Below are 18,627 nucleotides of genomic sequence, written 5' to 3'. Positions count from 1 at the left end.
CTCTATAAAAATGGAAAATTCCTAAAACTAGGAACAGAATGAGGTTGGGTCAAAAGTCCTAGCCTCTCAATTATTTTTGGATTGTCGAGCAAGACGCAGTGGTTGAGTGGGCTCTACTACGCTGATTTCATCAGCTTTTACAGCCCTACTCAACTGTGCGGAGGTGGGACGACGAAATTGAATTCTAACGAATGACCGATTTCTGTCCCACTCTCATAAAAAACTTCCCCAAGTTTCCACTTGAGGAAGTTCTTTTCGAAAGATTAGTCAATGTAGTGCAATTTCCCACGGAAGTCTTCCAGGCTTTGGTATCCTTTTTCTTCCATGATGGCTTTGAGCTCCGCAGTGATGCGGTCAAAAGCTCCTACTCCTTCTTTATGGAGTGTCGTTCCAATTTGCACCATACTAGCCCCACAAAGGATATGCTCAAAAGCATCGCGACCAGTCAAGACGCCCCCTGTCCCCACAATCTGGATTTCTGGATTCAGACGTTGGTAAAAGGCATGGACATTGGCGAGAGCCGTTGGTTTAATGTATTCTCCACCAATCCCACCAAAGCCGTTCTTCGGACGGATCACCACGGATTCATCCTCGATGTAGAGGCCATTTCCGATCGAATTGACGCAGTTGACAAACTTGAGCGGGTATTTGTTAAAGATCGCTGCTGCTTGGTCGAAATGAACGATATCAAAATAAGGGGGCAACTTGATCCCTAGAGGTTTGGTGAAATAGGCAAAGACCTCAGACAAGATCCGATCTGTCGTATCAAAATCATAGGCAATCTGAGGTTTCCCAGGGACATTGGGACAAGATAGGTTCAACTCTGTCAATCCTTTAAAGTCACTGTCTTGCACCTTTTTCAAGATGGTATGAGTTTCTTCAGGAGACATGCCGACGAGAGATAAGAAGAAGGTCCGATCTGGATCCGTTTCTTGCAACTCCAATAAGTAATTCAAATAATAGTCCAACCCTTGGTTAGGTAGCCCCATCGAATTGATCGAACCAAGCGGCACATCTTGGTAGCGTGGCTCTGGATTACCAGCACGGAATTCTAAGGTCGCTGTCTTGGTCACAAAGGTCCCCGCAGCTGAGTTCTTCACTTCTTCTAATTCCTCAGTGGTCATACAGGCTACACCTGCCGCATTCATCAAGCAGTTGTCAAATTCAAAACCAGCAATTTGCGTTTTTGTCGATACCATCTTGTACTCCTTTTTTGAAACACCACCAACAGAATCGTTCGGGATGCTCTCTATTTTCTTCTTTCATTATACCATCACTTGGAAGCTTCCGGACAATCAAAGCTAAAAATTCTTCCAAACATTCGGACTTTCCTAGTCACGATAAAATTTTCAGAAAATTCAACTTTTTTCTTTACAAGCCAAAAAAAGTCTGCTATAATGATCCATGTAATAAAACATGACATTGTTTGTCAACTGTCTCAAAGCCACTCCCCTAGCGGGTTTGCTGGTTTTCGTTTCATTCACAAAGGAGAATTAACATGACAACTGCTAAAGAATATATCCAAAGCACTTTCGAAACTGTAAAAGCTCGTAACGGCCACGAAGCTGAATTCCTTCAAGCTGTTGAAGAGTTCCTCAGCACTTTGGAACCTGTTTTTGAAAAACATCCTGAATACATCGAAGAAAACATCTTGGCTCGTATTACAGAACCTGAACGCGTAATTTCTTTCCGTGTTCCTTGGGTTGACCGTGAAGGAAACATCCAAGTAAACCGTGGTTACCGTGTTCAATTCAACTCTGCTGTAGGTCCTTACAAAGGCGGACTTCGTTTCCACCCAACTGTTAACCAAGGGATCTTGAAATTCCTCGGTTTCGAACAAATCTTCAAAAACGTCTTGACTGGTCTTCCTATCGGTGGTGGTAAAGGTGGATCTGACTTCGATCCTAAAGGAAAAACAGACGCTGAAGTGATGCGTTTCTGCCAAAGCTTCATGACTGAATTGCAAAAACACATCGGTCCTTCTCTTGATGTCCCAGCCGGTGATATCGGGGTTGGTGGACGTGAAATCGGATACCTTTACGGTCAATATAAACGCCTTCGCCAATTCGATGCTGGTGTCTTGACTGGTAAACCTCTTGGTTTTGGTGGTAGCTTGATCCGTCCAGAAGCAACTGGTTATGGTTTGGTTTACTACACTGAAGAAATGCTCAAAGCAAACGGCGACAGCTTTGCTGGTAAGAAAGTCGTGATCTCAGGTTCTGGTAACGTTGCTCAATACGCTCTTCAAAAAGCAACTGAACTTGGTGCAACTGTTATCTCTGTATCTGACTCAAACGGTTACGTAATCGACGAAAACGGTATTGACTTCGACCTTCTTACAGACGTCAAAGAAAAACGTCGTGCACGTTTGACTGAATACGCTGCTGAAAAACCAACTGCTACTTACTACGAAGGTTCTGTATGGACTTATGCTGGTAACTATGATATCGCTCTTCCATGTGCAACTCAAAATGAAATCGATGGCGATGCTGCAAAACGTTTGGTCGCTCAAGGTGTGAAAGTTGTCTCTGAAGGAGCAAACATGCCAAGTAACATCGATGCCATCAACGTATACAAAGAAAATGGTATTCTTTACGGACCTGCTAAAGCAGCCAATGCTGGTGGGGTTGCTGTATCTGCTCTTGAAATGAGCCAAAACAGCCAACGTCTTTCATGGACACGCGAAGAAGTGGACGGACGTTTGAAAGACATCATGACCAACATCTTCAACACTGCTAAAACAACTGCAGAAACTTACGGACTTGGTAAAGATTACCTTGCAGGTGCCAACATCGCTGCCTTTGAAAATGTCGCAAACGCGATGATTGCACAAGGTCTTGTATAATCAATCGATATTTTTCTTTAAGACCTTCGGGTCAAAGCCTCTCAACTCCTGAAACCAGTATGTTTCAGGAGTTTTTTTGTAGTCTCCGATCTCTGCGAGGGCAACTGACCCTAAATCATGAGAGTCATTTTTAAAGACAAGGGGCTCGACTGTCTGTAGTGGGGAGATTTGAGCCTTCTCTTTTTCTGTATCTTTTTCTAAAAAATTTTTATTTTTTTTACTTTACCCCCTTGCATTTTTAATAAATTAGTATTAAACTATAGCAAAAGGAGGTGTGCTTATGTTTCTTTTAGCTCAAGAAAAATCAGATACGATCGAATTCCTTAAGTCTGAATTGGTCCAATTACTCTCCAATATGCGACAAGAAATCGCAGCTAGCCGTCAATCACAGACCGGTGCAGCTTGCCATCATATTGAATATTGCATGGACAAGATCCAAAGGGCAAAAAGTTCCGTAGCCATTGCCCTCCCCATCGAATCCTTAAATCTTGAAATCACGACGATGTTGCGCCAGCAACTCATCGTCTTGCCACCAGAGGCTCGAAAAAATTGGGACCAGATTAAAAAGCTGGATTTCAAATACTGCCACTTAAAATAGAGAGTGGGACAGAAATCGGTAATTCGTTAGAATTCGATTTCGTCGTCCCACCTCCGCACAGTTGAGTAGGGCTGTAAAAGCTGATGAAATCAGCGCAGTAGAGCCCACTCAACCACTGCGTCTTGCTCGACAATACAAAAATAATTGAGAGGCTAGGACTTTTGTCCCAGCCTCTTTTTTGTGTTAAAAAATATAAAAAATTAGTTCATAAATTAATTTATTCGATAGAATTATCAATCGTCTACTTAAACTTTCCGCTGTGAGAAAAGTGCCTGAAACAATAACGTTTCAGGCACTCGGGAGTTTTGAGAGTAAAACAGTTCGGGGAACTGTTTTAGCCTGAGCCTAAAAATTAAAAAGCGAAGGGGTTCAAAACGAATTGAACACGGGCTGCGGATTGTGTCAAAAAGATAAGTCCTCCTAGAATCGAAAGATTCTGCGTCAAACTTCCTATTTTGACTTTATCCGCAGACGCCCTTTGTATCTTGATTTAGTCATGGAACTTCTTCGAAGTTCGCTGACGTCCGTTCTCACCTAAGGAAAGTTTCTAAGAGGACCTTGTCTACATTCTAATTTCTGAGCTTTTCTTATTACATGATCCCATTCTTTCCTGTCGGTAGGCTAATCCCTGCTTCCATCAAGGCATCATGGTAGAGTTTATAGTAGGTATGATAGACCGTCGTCTGGGTGCCATTTTGCGCAGTCATCGCAATACGGAAGGAATAACGACCATTTTTTTCGATCTGTGGGCCTAAAATCGTAGGACCTGTCAACACTTCTGGGTGTTTGTCTTGTTGAGACTGATTGACCTGAGCAATCACCTGATAGATCTTGTCGAGATCGGTATTTGCATCTAGCGGAATATCGATCAGCACTCGCATATCACCGCGTGAGAGATTGCTGACGACGGTGATGTTGCGATTCGGAACAAAGTGGAGAGTCCCATCAAAGTCCCGCACCTGGGTCGTGCGAATCCCGACACTGCTGACGATTCCGGCAATATTGATAGATCCATTCGTGAGACGAACATTGTCTCCCACATCCAGCTGGCGTTCTAAAAGGATGAAGAAACCATTGACCAAATCGGAAAGAAAGCCCTGGGCTCCCATCCCAATCGCCACCCCAGCAATCCCAGCACCAGCCAAGAGACTAGAGACTGGAAGACCCAGTATCGACAAAATCCAGTAGATCAAGATGAAATACAAACAATAGTTTAAAAGGCTCTCAACCAAACGGAGAATCGTATTTTTACGGGCTTCATCCTGCACCGTATACTTAAAGGATGGGGTTAATATCCGCTTAACCAGGCTATGGATGACCTTTTTAGCAATAAAAAATAAGAGAAAGATAAAAATCAGAGAGATACATTTTGATATCAGATCATCAAAAATCTTCGTCCAGTCTATTTTACTGAAATAACGTTGGAAAGCTTGACTCATTTATTCGGGCCTTTCTATCAAAGAATAGTATGATTATATCAAATATTCGGAAATAAGGCTATTTTTTGAAAATTTCATTGCTTTTCCCCCCTCACTATCGTATAATATTCCTTAATTATTTTTTAAGGAGGTCTTACATGATTCATCGATTGATTACCACTTGGAATAAAACCAACCTTATGAAAAGGATCGCAATCGGGATTGTACTTGGTGTCATCCTAGCCCTTATCTTCCCGAAAGCAACTGGCATTGGACTCTTAGGAGAGTTCTTTGTTGGGGGGCTCCGTGCGATCGCACCCCTTCTGGTCTTTGCGCTCGTCGCAAACGCCCTCTCCCAACACCAAAAAGGGACAGAGACCAATATGAAAAAGGTCATCGTCCTCTATCTCCTAGGAACCTTTGCAGCTGCCTTCGTCGCTGTTTTGATCAATTACATTTTCCCGATCACCATTACCCTGACTGGAAAGGCCGCTGAAGGATCCTCTCCAAACGGGATTGGCGAAGTGATTAGTAACCTCTTGCTCAAGATCGTCGACAACCCGGTCAATGCCTTGCAGCAAGCCAACTACATTGGGATCCTTTCTTGGGCAACTGTCTTTGGGATTGCCATGAGAGAGGCGAGTGAACATAGTAAAGACCTCCTCCAAACTCTAGCAGACATCACTTCAAAAATTGTTGAGTGGATTATCAACCTAGCTCCATTTGGGATCTTAGGCTTGGTCTTCACGACCATCGCTGGCCAAGGACTCAGTGCCCTTAGTAACTACGGGATTCTCTTACTTGTTTTGGTTGGTACCATGGCATTTGTAGCCCTGGTCATCAATCCATTGATCGTCTTTTTCATGATCCGCAAGAACCCCTATCCCCTTGTTTTTAAATGCCTCCGTGTCAGTGGGGTAACAGCCTTTTTCACTAGAAGTTCTGCAGCTAACATCCCTGTCAATATGCGTCTCTGTGAAGAGTTGGGGCTGAATCCAGATACCTATTCTGTCTCCATTCCACTTGGTTCAACTGTAAACATGGCAGGCGCAGCCGTGACGATCAATATTTTGACGCTCGCTGCTGCCAATACCTTGCACATTCAGGTTGACTTTGGAACTGCTCTCATTCTGAGTGTGGTAGCGGCTATCTCTGCTTGTGGAGCATCTGGAGTTGCGGGAGGATCTCTCCTTCTCATCCCTGTTGCTTGTAGCCTCTTTGGTATCACCAATGATTTGGCCATGCAAGTCGTCAGCGTCGGCTTTATCATCGGGGTCATCCAAGACTCTTGCGAAACAGCCCTCAACTCTTCGACAGATGTGCTCTTCACCGCCATCGCCGAAATGAGTAGCTGGCCAAAAGAAAAACGCTATTAAATGCTCCTATCTCAAATAGATAAGAAAACCCAGATCCATCAATCTGGGTTTTCTTATTTCTTAAAGTATTGTTTGCTTTCTTTGATGATGACAGGGGAGAGAGCTAAAAGGGCAATCAGGTTGGGCAAAGCCATCAGCCCATTCACAATATCCGCGATCACCCAGACCAGATCCAGCTTAAGGAATCCTCCTAGTCCAACCATAAAAACAAAGAAGGTCCGATAGAGGTTGATATGTTTAACACCAAATAGGAATTCAAAACACCGCTCTCCGTAATAAGACCATCCAAGAATGGTCGTGGTCGCAAAAAGCACTAAACATAGGGTCAGAATGATGCCTCCGACTGGGCCAAAGACGCCTGTAAACGTATCCTGAGTCAGGGTACTAGTACTGCCCTTAGCCGTCCACTCACCTGAAACCAAGAGCGAAAGTCCTGTCAAACTACAGATGATAATGGTGTCAATAAAGGTTCCTGTCATGGAGATCAAACCTTGCTCGACAGGTTCATTAGTCTTCGCCGCAGCTGCTGCAATGGGGGCAGATCCAAGACCCGATTCATTAGAGAAAACTCCACGCGCCACCCCTTTTTGGATAGCCATTTTGACCGTTGCTCCTGCGAAACCTCCCTGGCTGCAGTCCCTGTAAAAGCACCCGAAAAGACCGATTTCAAGGCTGGAAGCAATTGGTCCAGATGCAAGGCAATGATCGTGACAGTCGCAAAGATATAGGCAGCAGCCATAAAAGGAACCACTTTTTCAGAGACTTTGGAAATCCAGTGAATCCCTCCAAAGATGATGGTCGAAACCACCAGAGCAATCACTACACTAGCTACTTCTGGAGCTGTTCCAAAACTGGCTTGAAGGGATCCCGTAATGGAATTAACCTGGGTCATGGTTCCGATCCCAAAGAGGGCTACCAACACTCCTGCAACCGCAAAGAAAATAGCCAGTGGTCGCCACTTCTCTCCCATCCCGTGAAGAATGTAGTACATCGGACCACCTGAGATATGACCATTGTCATCCTTGGTCCGATAACGAATGGCTAAGAGCCCTTCTGCATACTTGGTCGCCATTCCAAAGAAGGCTGCCATCCACATCCAAAAGAGGGCACCTGGGCCACCTGTCTGAATCGCTGTAGCTACCCCTACAATATTCCCCGTCCCTACAGTAGCCGCTAGAGCTGTCGCAAGGGCTCCGAAACTCGAGATATCCCCGTGTCCCTCATCTTCTGTAAAGATCAAGCGAAAAGCTTTTGGAAGGTAGCGGATCTGAAGTAAACCCAAGCGAAGGGTCAGGTAGGTCCCTGTTCCTACCAAGAGCACCAACAGCGGGGCGCCCCACACTAGATTATCGAGTTGTTGAAAAAACTGCAATACATGATCCATTTTCTGTCTCCTTTTTCATCGACCACTCGACAGAAAAGAGAAAAAGAAAGAGCACATGTCAAACATGTACTCTGGTCCTGCTTAAAATAGGGGACTTCCCCTATTTTTCGCTCTGTCCTTTTACCTGAGAGTTTGAGTAGATGCATCCTCTACCTTGCCCCTTCGGTGCCATTTCTGGTCTCTCCAGAGTTCCGTCCATTCACAGTCACTCACGCTCCTGCAAACTTCATTCGGTCGTATGTAATTTTCTCTATTTTAATCGATTTTCAAAAGTTTGTCAATCATTTCTGAAAATATCTTGTAAACTACCTGAAAATGCACAGTTTTTAATCACTCAAGGAGAAGTGATTGGTCATGAGGTTGCTAGCATCGAGCAAAATCTTGTCCAAGAGTTGATCTGTCGCTTCCTGGATTTGATCACTCATGGCTTGGTTTTCCGTCTCAAAATCAACGGTTTCACCTGCTGCAAGTGCACGATCGACTTTATTGATGCGTGCATGTCCCCAAGCCATTGTCGATTCTTGGTAGTCATCTAGATCCCCAACATGGTGAGCATAGTGAGGGTCAGCTAGTCCCGCAATAATCCGGTTAGCCCAGTAGAAGGAATCCGTAGTTACCTTAGCCGTCGTATTGGCAAAGTAGTCTGGCGTTGTATCCACTTGGGCAAAGAAAGGAACAGCTGTATTGTATGGCATGGAGCCATAAGAAATCCATTGGATGCCTGTCGTTTCTTGTGGTTTATTGGGACGCAATTGCAGAATCGCTGTCTGGCTGGTCCGGTTGATCCCGATCGTCCGGAAGGTCCGCTGACTCACGTGATCTCCTTCAGGGCCATAAGGATCGTAGATAGTGTCTTGGTAGTGGTTGCTCAAGACATATTTGACATCTTCAATCGTTACCTTGCGATAAGGTTTTTGACACCAAGGAATCTCAAAACTCCGTGGATCCTGCTCGATTTCAGGATTGAGGAAACGCTGGATGGCCCAAGCCCGCGGTGTATTGTAGTGACGGTCCTTGTCTTTTTGGCTACCAAAGGCATAGCGTGGATTAAAGCCTTTCCCTTCTTGATCCAGAATCAAATGGTGCTCTGTGACAAACTTTTCAAGATTCGGGTCACAAAGAAACTCATCGGGATTGCCAAATTCAAAATAATCACTTCCCAGTTGGTTCGGGTTGGTCACATAGGCATCATCAGGGACACGGCGCGCCATCCAGTGGTGACCTCCGATGGTTTCCAACCACCAGATTTCATTCACATCTGAAATCGCAATCCCGTTAGACTCATAAGTTCCGTACTCTTCCAAAATCTTTCCGAGACGCAAGACCCCTTCGCGGGCAGTCTTAACATAAGGCAAGACCAAGGTCAGCATGTCTTCCTCACCGATGCCACTCTCTACAAGAGGATCTGCCCCAAGCACACGGCTATTGGTCGTAATGGTCTCTGTCTCACTCATGGCGACATTATAGACATTGATCCCAGCTTCTCCCCAGATCCCGTCTTTAGGAATGGCATCTGGAACCGCTGTATAGCGAACTGGATTATCTGGCAAGTCGATTTCAAAAGTTGATAAAACAGACTTGTAATGACGTGGTTGATCTTCCGGTTTGACCACGATCAATTTCTTGGGCGTAAAAACGCCATTTTGAGAATCCTCTGTTCGTGCTACAATGGTCGAACCATCATAGCTAGCATTTTTTCCGACTAGAATCGTTGTACACGAATCTGCACTTTCACGTTTACGCATGCGTATCCTCCCAAATCATTCATTGCCTCTATTATAGCACTTTTAAAAGGGAGGACCTATTGAAAATCAGATTTAAAAGCGAATCCTTTTCAACAACTTTCATATTTTCATTATGTAAGATTTTAAAAAAACTAGCTGATAAACAGCCAGGATTTAGAATGTAGATAAATTTTTTTACTTAAAACAACTTAAGTGATATAGAATAATTAAAACTGATACATACTAATAGGCTCATTCAAACATATACTGAAACTTTCCGCCGTGAGAAAAGTGACTGAAACACAATTGTTTCAGTCACTCGGGAGTTTTGAGAGTAAAACAGTTTGGGGAACTGTTTTAGCCTGAGCCTAAAAATTGAAAAGGGAAGGGGCTCAAAACGAATTGAACTCGGGCTTAACTTATCCTTTAAACGTGACAATGGTTGCGCCGCTTCCACCTGCATTTTGTGGGGCATATTCAAAACTTTTGACATGTTTGTTGCGGCGGAGATACTTGGTCACCCCTTCACGGATAACTCCCGTCCCGATCCCATGGATGATATCGACTTGTGCCATATTGTTGAGCAGGGCCTGATCGATAAAGCCATCTAGCTCTTGCATGGCCTCTTCATAGCGTTTCCCACGGAGGTCCAGACGCGCTCTCGGCCCACTCGTGTTCGAGCGTTTGACGACATTCACCTGGCGTTTCTTAGGTTGAGATGCTTCTTTTTCAGCCTTGATGAGGTTGAATTCTTTTTCTTCCAGGGTCATCTTGATCAAGCCGACTTGCGCCTCCCAGCGACCATCTTTGAGTTGCTTGACCAGGCTTCCGCGTTGGCCATAGCTGATAACCAAGATTTCATCTCCCACCTTAGGAGCACGCGCCTTTTTGGCTTTTTTCAAGACCTTGTTTTTAGAAAGGTCGACGGTCTCAGGAGCTAGTTTTTTCAACTGAGCCTTGGCTTCAATGATCTCATGTGGTTTCAACTGGGATTTGGCGTGAAGGCCTTGAAGGATACGGTCACTCTCTGAGAGGGCCATGTCCACAATTTCCTTGGCCTCTTCTCTCGCCTTATTGAGCTCTGTTTCTCTCTCTCTGGTCAATTCGTTATAGAGCTTTCGAAGAGCGCGATTGAATTTGAGATTTTCTTGCTCGACCTCTTGAATGGTATCTAAGCGCTTGCGACTTTCTAAGGTCTGCGCCTCCAATTTTTCAATAATTTGATTGACATCATTATCCGTATTGGTCATCTTCATGGCATCCTGGATAATGGTCTCAGACAAGCCCAAACGACGGGCAATTTCAAAGGCATTGGAGCGACCAGGAACTCCTTGCATGAAGCGATAGGTTGGACGCAGACTCGCAGTGTCAAATTCCATACTGGCATTTTGCACCCCAGCAGTCTCAATTCCATAAGCCTTGAGCTCTGGATAGTGGGTCGTCGCCATGGTCTTAATCCCGCGTAAGCGCAGGTCTTCTAGGATGGCAATAGCAAGGCCAGCCCCCTCTTGAGGATCGGTTCCAGCCCCCAACTCATCCAGAAGGATCAAGGAGGCGGTATCCACTTGATGTAAGATAGATACGATATTGGTCATATGACTGGAGAAGGTCGACAAGCTCTGCTCGATCGATTGTTCATCTCCAATATCTGCAAAGACCTGTGAGAAGATCCCCACACGACTACCTGGATCCGCTAGGATGGGAAGACCAGACTGGGCCATAATTTGCGCTAGTCCCAACGTTTTTAGCATGATGGTTTTCCCCCCTGTATTGGGACCGGTAATCACGATTTCTGTCAAGTCCTCAGTAAAATGCAGGTCATTCGCAACAGCATTTTCAATCAAGGGATGACGTAGTTGCAAGAGCTGAATAGAGCGATTGCTGCTAACCTCTGGTACAACTGCCTTACAATCGCGCATAAACCGATACTTGGCCTTGATCAAGTCTAAGTGACCAATAATCCAAGCGTTATTTGCAATCTCTGCTGCGTGAGGGCGTAGGGTGTCAGACAATTCCTCCAGAATCTGAATGATTTCATACCGTTCATCGGCTCGATGGTTGGCAATTTCTTCATTGAGATTGACGACTGCCCGAGGCTCGATATAAACGGTATTCCCGCTGGCTGAGATATCGTGGACCACCCCTGCAATCCGGTTGCGATAGGTGTTTTTTACTGGTAGAACATTGCGGCCATTCCGGCTAGCAATCACAGCATCCGCTAACATATCGGCTTTGCTTTTCAGCAGGTCTTGTAGAATCTCTCTGACCTGGTGTTCATTTTCCTGGATTCGGCGACGAATTTTGGCCAATTTTTCGCTGGCAAAAGACTCGACAAAGCCTCCTTCGTTGATAGCTTGAAGCCCACCTTGTAGGCGAGGAAGATCTACCAAGTTGTCAAAGAGGCGATTGAGCCTTTCCAGACGGACATTTTCCAAGTTGTCGTTGAAATCCTTGAGCTCATGTGTCACCCGAAGGACAGCTTTTAGCGCTAGTAATTCATCGATATTGAGGGATGCCTCCATCTCCAAACGCTTGGCCACTGGACGGACATCTTGAATGGTCGATACGGCAAAGCGAGGCTCTTCCAAGAGGATCTGCTCCATATCTTCTAGCTCCATAAAGGCCGTTTCGATGCTTTCTTTTTTATCAGTTGGAGTAAGGGCTGCTAGCTCCATCTCCCCTTGTTCTGTCTGTAGATAGGGTTCAAAGAGTTGCTTTACCTTGTCAAACTCCAGAATATCTAAGATTTTTTTATTCATATTTCTCCTACAAAAAAAGTGAGCGTCCTTCCTTGAATCGGACTTGTCTCACTCCTTTCTTCATTTTTGCTCCTTAAGCTCCGATAATCGCAGTCACCCACAAGTTGTGGAACAGACTGGAACTGATCGGGGTATGAAGGATAATAAAGCGGATCAATCCACTTGCATTGAGTCTATTTTGGATGGAAGCCATGGGAACCGTTGAGAGGACAGTCAAGCCCATCTGGATGACCAAGAGAGTTATCACGACGGCGATCACACCCGCTCCAATTTGATACTTGCGATCCTCCAGTTTTTCTGGCTGAGGTACCAAGTGCATAAAGATCCCAATCACACGACCAATCAGGTAGATCATCGCAAAAATCAATACATATGCTAAACCTGCATAAAAGATGTCATCTAATTGAAATAGGTAGCGGTTGGCATAAAAATAATTCACCGATTGCTGGGTGGGACTCGAAAAAGGAACCCATAGAGACAACACCTTGGCCAGTCCCTTGTAGCTACCACCTGCAATCAAGAGGGCCACTAAGGTCACTAGAAAATAATAGGACTGGAGGATAATCCCTCTTGCATAGCCAATATAAAAGCTCCATGCCAAAATCAATAAGATTAAGAAAGTTAACATGTATCTCCTCTTATTTGGATGATTTATCCTTTAAGTCGTCTAAAGCCTTGCGACGAAAATCATCTAATTCTTTTTCTTTGTCGTCAAACTCGATCTCGCGATTTAGTTGCATGGACAAACTATTTACTGCCAATAGGATCGCGATGGTTTCATCATCTGCCTCTGGCATTTGTTCCTTAATTGCTTGGTATTTTTCTTTCGCAACACGTTCGACTTCTTCCATAAACAAATTATCATGGTTGGTTGTTAAAGTGAGCGCTTTGTTTCCAAATGTAAATTTATATCTATTTAAGCTCGCCATAAAAATCACCTCACGGTATTATACCAAAAAAGGCTAGCTTTGTCAGTAGCAAAGCCCCTCTTCACAGGGATTTTCCAGTGAATTCTTTCTTTCTTTTTGCTCCCTCTCTCCCTGAATTTGTGGTACAATAGTGGTTATGGAAAGTATGACACTCACTCCAACACAGGAGCAAATCCTTGATTTTGTCCATACCTATCGCAACTCTCTCTCTCAAAGCAAGAATCCTCATATGGATTATTTCTTTCGACTAGAGGGAGCGACCGTTTCGATCTACAAGTCTGGAAAAGTCTTGCTTCAGGGCAATGACCTTACTCCTTACCTGACCTTTTTCGGGCAAGATGCTGGGAACCCTAAAGGTTCTACTACTTCATCTGCAGGACAAGATCTAGCCATGATCGGAACCGATGAGGTCGGAAACGGCTCTTATTTTGGTGGACTCACCGTCGTTGCATCCTTTGTCACACCTGACCAGCACGACTGGCTCAAAAAGCTCGGTGTTGGGGATTCAAAGACCTTGGATGATCGAAAAATTCAGCAATTGGCTCCTCTCCTTGAGGAAAACATCCAGCACCAAGCACTCTTATTGTCTCCAAAGAAGTACAATGAAGTCATTGCTTCTGGCTACAATGCTGTTTCGGTCAAAGTGGCCCTGCACAATCAGGCTATCTATCTTCTATTAAATAAGGGAGTCCAAGCAGAGCGAATTGTGATCGATGCCTTTACGACGGCTAAAAACTACCAAAAATACGTGAAAGCTGAAAAAAATCAGGTCACCCAAGCCATTGAGTTGGAAGAAAAAGCAGAAGGTAAGTATTTATCTGTTGCAGTTAGTTCCATCATCGCCCGCAATCTCTTCCTTCAAAATCTGGAAGATCTGGGCAAGGAACTGGGCTTTAATCTCCCTAGTGGAGCAGGGGCGAAGTCAGACCAAGTCGCTGCTAAATTGCTTCAGACCTACGGGATGAAGGCTCTGGATTATTGTGCCAAACTCCATTTTAAAAACACAGAAAAAGCAAAGAAATTACTAGAAAGATAAGTTATGTCAAAAAGAAGTTCAAAACATACATCTAGCTCACCAGTTGTGAGATTCCTTAAAGAATGGGGCCTCTTCAGTATTATTGTTGGTCTCATTATCGCCTCTCGCATCTACCTCTGGGCTCCGGTCAAGGTGGACGGCCATTCGATGGATCCAACCCTAGCAGATAGCGAGTATCTCCTTGTGGTCAACCACCTCTCAATTGATCGTTTCGACATTGTCGTTGCCAATGAAAAAGACGACGACGGCAAAACCAAGGACATCGTCAAGCGGGTCATCGGTCTTCCTGGAGATACCATTCAGTACGACAACGATACCCTCTACATCAATGGGAAAAAGACCAATGAGCCCTATTTGAAAGACTACATCGCTCGTTTCAAAAAAGATAAATTGCAATCAACATACACTGGAAAAGGTTTCGAAGAAAACGGAGAACTCTTCCGCCAATTGGCCAATACAGCCCAAGCTTTTACAGTAGACAAGGATGGCAATCCTAAATTTACCTTGAAGTTGCTCGACGATGAATACCTCCTACTTGGAGATGACCGGATCGTTTCAAAAGATAGCCGTCAGGTCGGAGCTTTCAAAAAAGAACAAATCAAAGGACAAGCCGTCTTTAGACTATGGCCGATCTACCCTTTCAAAACTTATTAGTATAGATTAACAGACTGAGGCTGAGACAAGTATGTCCCAGCCTCGCTTTATAAAAAGGAAAGAAATGATGGAATATTATTTTTCTGGTACTATTGAGCGCATTATTTTTGAAAATCCTAGCAGTTTTTTTCGAATCCTCTTGCTCGACATCAGCGATACAGATGCCGAAGACTTTGATGATTTTGAGATTATTGTGACGGGCACCATGGCAGATATCATGGAAGGCGAAGACTACACCTTCTGGGGGGAGCTGGTCCATCATCCTAAATACGGAGAGCAGCTCAAAATCAGTCGCTATGAACGTGCCAAACCCTCTAGCAAGGGCTTGGTGAAATATTTTTCCAGTGATCACTTCAAAGGAATTGGTCTCAAAACAGCCCAAAAAATCGTGGACCTCTATGGGGACGATACCATTGACAAAATTTTGGAGTCCCCTGAAAAATTAGAAGAAATCACAGGTCTCTCCAAGAAAAACCGCCTGGCTTTTGTAGAAAAACTCCGTCAGAATTACGGAACGGAGCGCATTCTCGCCCAACTAGCCAACTACGGCATTCCCAATAAATTGGCCTTTCAGATCCAGGATTTCTACAAGGAAGAAACCCTCCAGATCGTGGAGCAACAGCCCTACCGATTGGTGGAAGATATCCAAGGCATGGGCTTTAAAATCGCGGACCAACTAGCCGAAGAATTGGGGATTGCAAGTGATGCCCCTGAGCGATTCCGCGCGGGTCTGATCCACAGCCTTTTTAGCTACTCTATCGAGACTGGAAATACCTATATCGAAGCCAAGGACCTCCTGCGCTATACCATTGACCTGTTAGAATCCGCTCGGCCAGTAGAATTGGACCCTTCCACTGTCGCCCAAGAATTAGGACGCCTCATCGAGGAAGACAAGATCCAAAACATAGATACCAAGATCTTTGACAACAGCCTCTTCTTTGCGGAGGAAGGGATTCGCAGTCATATCGGTCGCCTCCTAGAAAAAGGAAAGTCGACTTCATTTGACCCTGAGAAAATCAACCAGGCGATTGAGGAGGTTGAAAAAGATCTAGGGATTCGCTACGATGCGATTCAAAAAGATGCGATTCACCAAGCTATCCAAAACAAGGTCTTTATCCTCACCGGGGGACCGGGGACAGGAAAGACCACCGTTATCAATGGGATGATCAGCGTCTATGCCCAACTCCACCAGCTGGATCTTCGGAAGAAACAAGACCTGCCGATCCTCTTGGCTGCTCCAACAGGACGGGCAGCTAGACGCATGAATGAGCTGACAGGACTTCCGAGCGCCACCATCCACCGCCATTTGGGGATGACAGGAGATGATGACACCAGCCACTTAGAGGACTATTTAGACGCAGACTTTATCATTGTGGACGAATTTTCCATGGTCGATACCTGGTTGGCTAATCAATTACTCAGCAATATCGCAACCGATACCAAACTCTTGATTGTGGGAGATGCAGACCAATTGCCTTCTGTCAGTCCTGGTCAGGTCTTAGCTGATCTCTTGCAGACCCCAAGCATCCCTCAGACCAAACTGGAGCATATTTTCCGTCAGAGTGAGGACTCGACCATTGTCTCACTAGCAGGAGACATTCGCCAGGGCAAGCTTCCTCAAGATTTCACAGAACGAAAAGCTGACCGCTCTTATTTCGAAGCCGGAAGCGAACACATCCCTAAGATGATCGAACAAATCACTTCTGCTGCCCTTCGCAGTCAGATCCCTGCTCGAGATATCCAAGTCTTGGCACCCATGTACAAGGGCCAGGCCGGCATTGACAATATCAATACGCTCATGCAAGACCTTCTCAATCCAGCTGTCAAAGATCAGGTGGTCTTTGACACGCCAGACTGCCAATACCGCGATGGAGATAAGGTCATCCATCTGGTCAATGATGCAGAAAGCAATGTCTTTAATGGAGATATTGGCTACATCACCGACCTTCTCCCAGGAAAATATACAGAATCCAAGCAAGATGAATTGACCATCCAATTTGATGGCAATGAAATCGTCTACCCGCGCAATGATTGGTACAAAATTCGCTTAGCCTATGCGATGAGTATTCACAAATCACAAGGAAGTGAATTTCCGGTGGTGATTTTACCCATTACCAATCAAAGCCACCGAATGTTGCAGCGTAATTTGATCTATACTGCCATCACGCGCTCCAAGAGCAAACTGATCCTCTTAGGGGAATACAGCGCCTTTGATTACGCTACTAAAAATACCGGTACTGCGCGCAAGACCTACTTGGTGGAGCGCTTCAAGGACCTGGACGGAGGCGAGGCGACCAAAGACTCTTCTTCAGCCGTTGCCACCGCTTCTGCTACAGTCGAATCCGCACAAAGCAAGGAAGGGACTGTTGAAAGGAAGGCTGAGCCTGATGAACCGACTGTCTATCGATTGACAGAAGACAATCTTCACACCATCTCTCCTATGATCGGACTGACTGAAGAAGAAATTGCAGCCTTTTTTGATGTCAAACAACCTAATTGATACCCCAAAAATTAAAATAATATATTTTTTAAGGCTCATTCAAATACAGCTGAAACTTTCCGCCGTGAGAAAAGTGCTAGAAACACTATGGTTTCTAGCACTCGGGAGTTTTGAAACTTTAGGTTCAAAACTAAGTCATGGAACTTCGTAGAAGTTCGCTGACGTCCGTACTCACCTAAGGAAAGTTTCTAAGATGACTTTGTCATCAATCTTAGGCGACTAGTGAACAAACTAGTCGTTTTCTTTTTCTTCCACTAAAGGCAACTCGGTATGATCCACGAAATTGGTCATGGTGACACCCAAGAGGCGGATTCCAGTATTTGTCGATTCGATTTCTTGAAAAATTTGGCAAGCGGAACGATTGATCCGCTCAGCCTCTCGTGTTGGCTCCGTCAATGTCATTCGCTTGGTCAGGGTGGTGAAGTCTCCATAGCGCACTTTTAAGACCAAGGTCTTTCCTTGCTTGCCGTGTTTTTCCAGCGATTGGGCCACCTTACTGGACAGATTGGCAATTTCTTCTACAATATCATCCTCAGCATAGAGGAGCTTGCGGTAGGTCCGCTCTTTTCCGATCGACTTGCGGATACGATGGCTCTTGACAGGGCTATTGTGAATCCCTCGCGCCTTACGAAAGAGATCATAGCCAAAGCGCCCAAATCGATCGATCAAGGTCATCTCCGGGATAGCTAAAAGATCCGCGCCAGTATAGACCCCCATCTCATGCAGGCGCTCCACTGTCTTCTTTCCTACCCCGTGAAATTTGGCAATGTCCATCTGGCTCAGGAAATCCTCGGCATCCTCCGGCAAGACCACCGTTAGGCCACGGGGTTTTTGGTAGTCACTTGCCATCTTTGCCAGAAACTTATTATAAGAGACACCTGCTGAAGCTGTGAGATGCAGCTCTTCCCAGATCGCATGCTGAATCAAGCGAGCAATCTTGACAGCTGATTTGCTCTGGATTTTATTTTCCGTCACATCTAGATAGGCTTCATCAATACTCATAGGCTCGATCAGATCTGTATAGCGCTTAAAAATCTCACGAACCTGCTCACCCACCTCGCGGTATTTCTCATAATTTCCAGAGATAAAAATCGCTTGAGGACAAAGCTCCAGCGCTTCTTTGGAACTCATGGCCGAATGAATGCCATATTTCCGTGCTTCATAGTTACAGGTCGAGACCACACCTCTCCCTCCTGATTTACGAGGGTCCTGGCCAATTACGACAGGCTTCCCCTTTAAACTAGGGTTATCTCTTTCTTCGACGGCAGCAAAAAATGCATCCATATCAATATGAATAATCTTGCGACTCGTATCATTCACCAATGGAAATATCAGCATTTTTCACCCTCCTTTTTTCTATTATAAGAAGAAAATTTTAGAATTGCAAAAATCGGCCCTTCCTAA

General features: G+C 45.0%; 13 protein-coding genes, 1 pseudogene and 1 riboswitch. Of the genes and pseudogenes, 6 read left to right on the top strand and 8 right to left on the bottom strand.

Features of this window, described 5'->3' with window-relative positions; genetic code table 11:
• Nucleotides 1-263: 263 nt before the first annotated feature.
• A complete protein-coding gene (locus AC6IZR_RS02130) occupies nt 264-1,199 on the bottom strand; it encodes a dihydroorotate oxidase (protein ID WP_003016837.1) in 936 nt (311 codons plus the stop codon).
• A 299-nt stretch (nt 1,200-1,498) separates the two neighbouring features.
• Between AC6IZR_RS02130 and gdhA the strand changes: the two genes are divergently transcribed.
• Together gdhA and AC6IZR_RS02120 are read left to right on the top strand one after the other, a co-directional pair.
• A complete protein-coding gene (gdhA, locus tag AC6IZR_RS02125) occupies nt 1,499-2,845 on the top strand; it encodes an NADP-specific glutamate dehydrogenase (RefSeq protein WP_003004977.1) in 1,347 nt (448 codons plus the stop codon).
• Nucleotides 2,846-3,125: 280 nt separating this feature from the next.
• Nucleotides 3,126-3,443: a hypothetical protein gene (locus tag AC6IZR_RS02120; protein WP_003016835.1), complete on the top strand. Its 318-nt coding sequence runs from the start codon at nt 3,126-3,128 to the stop codon at nt 3,441-3,443.
• Nucleotides 3,444-4,033: 590 nt separating this feature from the next.
• Here AC6IZR_RS02120 and AC6IZR_RS02115 read toward each other — a convergent pair.
• Nucleotides 4,034-4,882 (bottom strand): mechanosensitive ion channel family protein, encoded by an 849-nt coding sequence (locus tag AC6IZR_RS02115; RefSeq protein ID WP_195623418.1) that lies wholly within the window; start codon nt 4,880-4,882, stop codon nt 4,034-4,036.
• A 137-nt stretch (nt 4,883-5,019) separates the two neighbouring features.
• Here AC6IZR_RS02115 and sstT point away from each other — a divergent pair, with 137 nt between their 5' ends.
• Nucleotides 5,020-6,237, top strand: coding sequence for a serine/threonine transporter SstT (gene sstT, locus AC6IZR_RS02110; RefSeq protein ID WP_497848684.1), 1,218 nt, complete (start codon nt 5,020-5,022; stop codon nt 6,235-6,237).
• Nucleotides 6,238-6,290: 53 nt separating this feature from the next.
• Here the strand turns inward: sstT and AC6IZR_RS02105 are convergent.
• The 5 genes and pseudogenes from AC6IZR_RS02105 to AC6IZR_RS02085 form a co-directional block, all read right to left on the bottom strand.
• A pseudogene (locus tag AC6IZR_RS02105) lies at nt 6,291-7,621 on the bottom strand (alanine/glycine:cation symporter family protein).
• Nucleotides 7,622-7,723: 102 nt separating this feature from the next.
• Nucleotides 7,724-7,818: riboswitch (glycine riboswitch) on the bottom strand.
• A 129-nt stretch (nt 7,819-7,947) separates the two neighbouring features.
• Entirely contained in the window at nt 7,948-9,366 is a 1,419-nt protein-coding gene (locus tag AC6IZR_RS02100) for a C69 family dipeptidase (protein ID WP_155167299.1), read from the bottom strand.
• A gap of 398 nt (nt 9,367-9,764) precedes the next feature.
• On the bottom strand, nt 9,765-12,104 hold the full coding sequence (locus AC6IZR_RS02095) for an endonuclease MutS2 (RefSeq protein WP_497848683.1): 2,340 nt from the start codon (nt 12,102-12,104) through the stop codon (nt 9,765-9,767).
• A 73-nt stretch (nt 12,105-12,177) separates the two neighbouring features.
• Nucleotides 12,178-12,732: a CvpA family protein gene (locus AC6IZR_RS02090; RefSeq protein WP_021153876.1), complete on the bottom strand. Its 555-nt coding sequence runs from the start codon at nt 12,730-12,732 to the stop codon at nt 12,178-12,180.
• Between the two features lie 10 nt (nt 12,733-12,742).
• Nucleotides 12,743-13,033, bottom strand: coding sequence for a hypothetical protein (locus tag AC6IZR_RS02085; protein ID WP_003005477.1), 291 nt, complete (start codon nt 13,031-13,033; stop codon nt 12,743-12,745).
• 136 nt (nt 13,034-13,169) lie between these two features.
• On the opposite strand from AC6IZR_RS02085, the gene rnhC reads away from it, so the two are divergent.
• The 3 genes from rnhC to recD2 all read left to right on the top strand — a co-directional run bounded on the left by rnhC (nt 13,170) and on the right by recD2 (nt 17,223).
• Nucleotides 13,170-14,069, top strand: a complete 900-nt coding sequence (gene rnhC, locus AC6IZR_RS02080) for a ribonuclease HIII (RefSeq protein WP_497848682.1) — start codon at nt 13,170-13,172, stop codon at nt 14,067-14,069.
• A gap of 3 nt (nt 14,070-14,072) precedes the next feature.
• Entirely contained in the window at nt 14,073-14,723 is a 651-nt protein-coding gene (gene lepB, locus AC6IZR_RS02075; RefSeq protein ID WP_070449379.1) for a signal peptidase I, read from the top strand.
• A 67-nt stretch (nt 14,724-14,790) separates the two neighbouring features.
• Entirely contained in the window at nt 14,791-17,223 is a 2,433-nt protein-coding gene (recD2, locus tag AC6IZR_RS02070; RefSeq protein ID WP_497848932.1) for an SF1B family DNA helicase RecD2, read from the top strand.
• 231 nt (nt 17,224-17,454) lie between these two features.
• On the opposite strand, the gene dinB is transcribed toward recD2, so the two are convergent.
• Nucleotides 17,455-18,561 carry a DNA polymerase IV gene (dinB, locus tag AC6IZR_RS02065; protein WP_497848681.1) on the bottom strand — a complete coding sequence of 369 codons (1,107 nt, stop codon included), beginning with the start codon at nt 18,559-18,561 and terminating at the stop codon, nt 17,455-17,457.
• Between the last annotated feature and the right edge of the window lie 66 nt (nt 18,562-18,627).

It is taken from the genome of Streptococcus mobilis (genome assembly GCF_059727625.1).
The sequence above is the reverse complement of the archived record's forward strand: the minus strand, read 5'-3'. Positions and strand labels throughout refer to the sequence as shown.

What these genes read in the sequence shown, in the direction of transcription:
- AC6IZR_RS02130 (WP_003016837.1), bottom strand. Translation starts at nt 1,199, where the DNA reads ATGGTATCGACAAAAACGCAAATTGCTGGTTTTGAATTTGACAACTGC.
- gdhA (WP_003004977.1), top strand. Translation starts at nt 1,499, where the DNA reads ATGACAACTGCTAAAGAATATATCCAAAGCACTTTCGAAACTGTAAAA.
- AC6IZR_RS02120 (WP_003016835.1), top strand. Translation starts at nt 3,126, where the DNA reads ATGTTTCTTTTAGCTCAAGAAAAATCAGATACGATCGAATTCCTTAAG.
- AC6IZR_RS02115 (WP_195623418.1), bottom strand. Translation starts at nt 4,882, where the DNA reads ATGAGTCAAGCTTTCCAACGTTATTTCAGTAAAATAGACTGGACGAAG.
- sstT (WP_497848684.1), top strand. Translation starts at nt 5,020, where the DNA reads ATGATTCATCGATTGATTACCACTTGGAATAAAACCAACCTTATGAAA.
- AC6IZR_RS02100 (WP_155167299.1), bottom strand. Translation starts at nt 9,366, where the DNA reads ATGCGTAAACGTGAAAGTGCAGATTCGTGTACAACGATTCTAGTCGGA.
- AC6IZR_RS02095 (WP_497848683.1), bottom strand. Translation starts at nt 12,104, where the DNA reads ATGAATAAAAAAATCTTAGATATTCTGGAGTTTGACAAGGTAAAGCAA.
- AC6IZR_RS02090 (WP_021153876.1), bottom strand. Translation starts at nt 12,732, where the DNA reads ATGTTAACTTTCTTAATCTTATTGATTTTGGCATGGAGCTTTTATATT.
- AC6IZR_RS02085 (WP_003005477.1), bottom strand. Translation starts at nt 13,033, where the DNA reads ATGGCGAGCTTAAATAGATATAAATTTACATTTGGAAACAAAGCGCTC.
- rnhC (WP_497848682.1), top strand. Translation starts at nt 13,170, where the DNA reads ATGGAAAGTATGACACTCACTCCAACACAGGAGCAAATCCTTGATTTT.
- lepB (WP_070449379.1), top strand. Translation starts at nt 14,073, where the DNA reads ATGTCAAAAAGAAGTTCAAAACATACATCTAGCTCACCAGTTGTGAGA.
- recD2 (WP_497848932.1), top strand. Translation starts at nt 14,791, where the DNA reads ATGGAATATTATTTTTCTGGTACTATTGAGCGCATTATTTTTGAAAAT.
- dinB (WP_497848681.1), bottom strand. Translation starts at nt 18,561, where the DNA reads ATGCTGATATTTCCATTGGTGAATGATACGAGTCGCAAGATTATTCAT.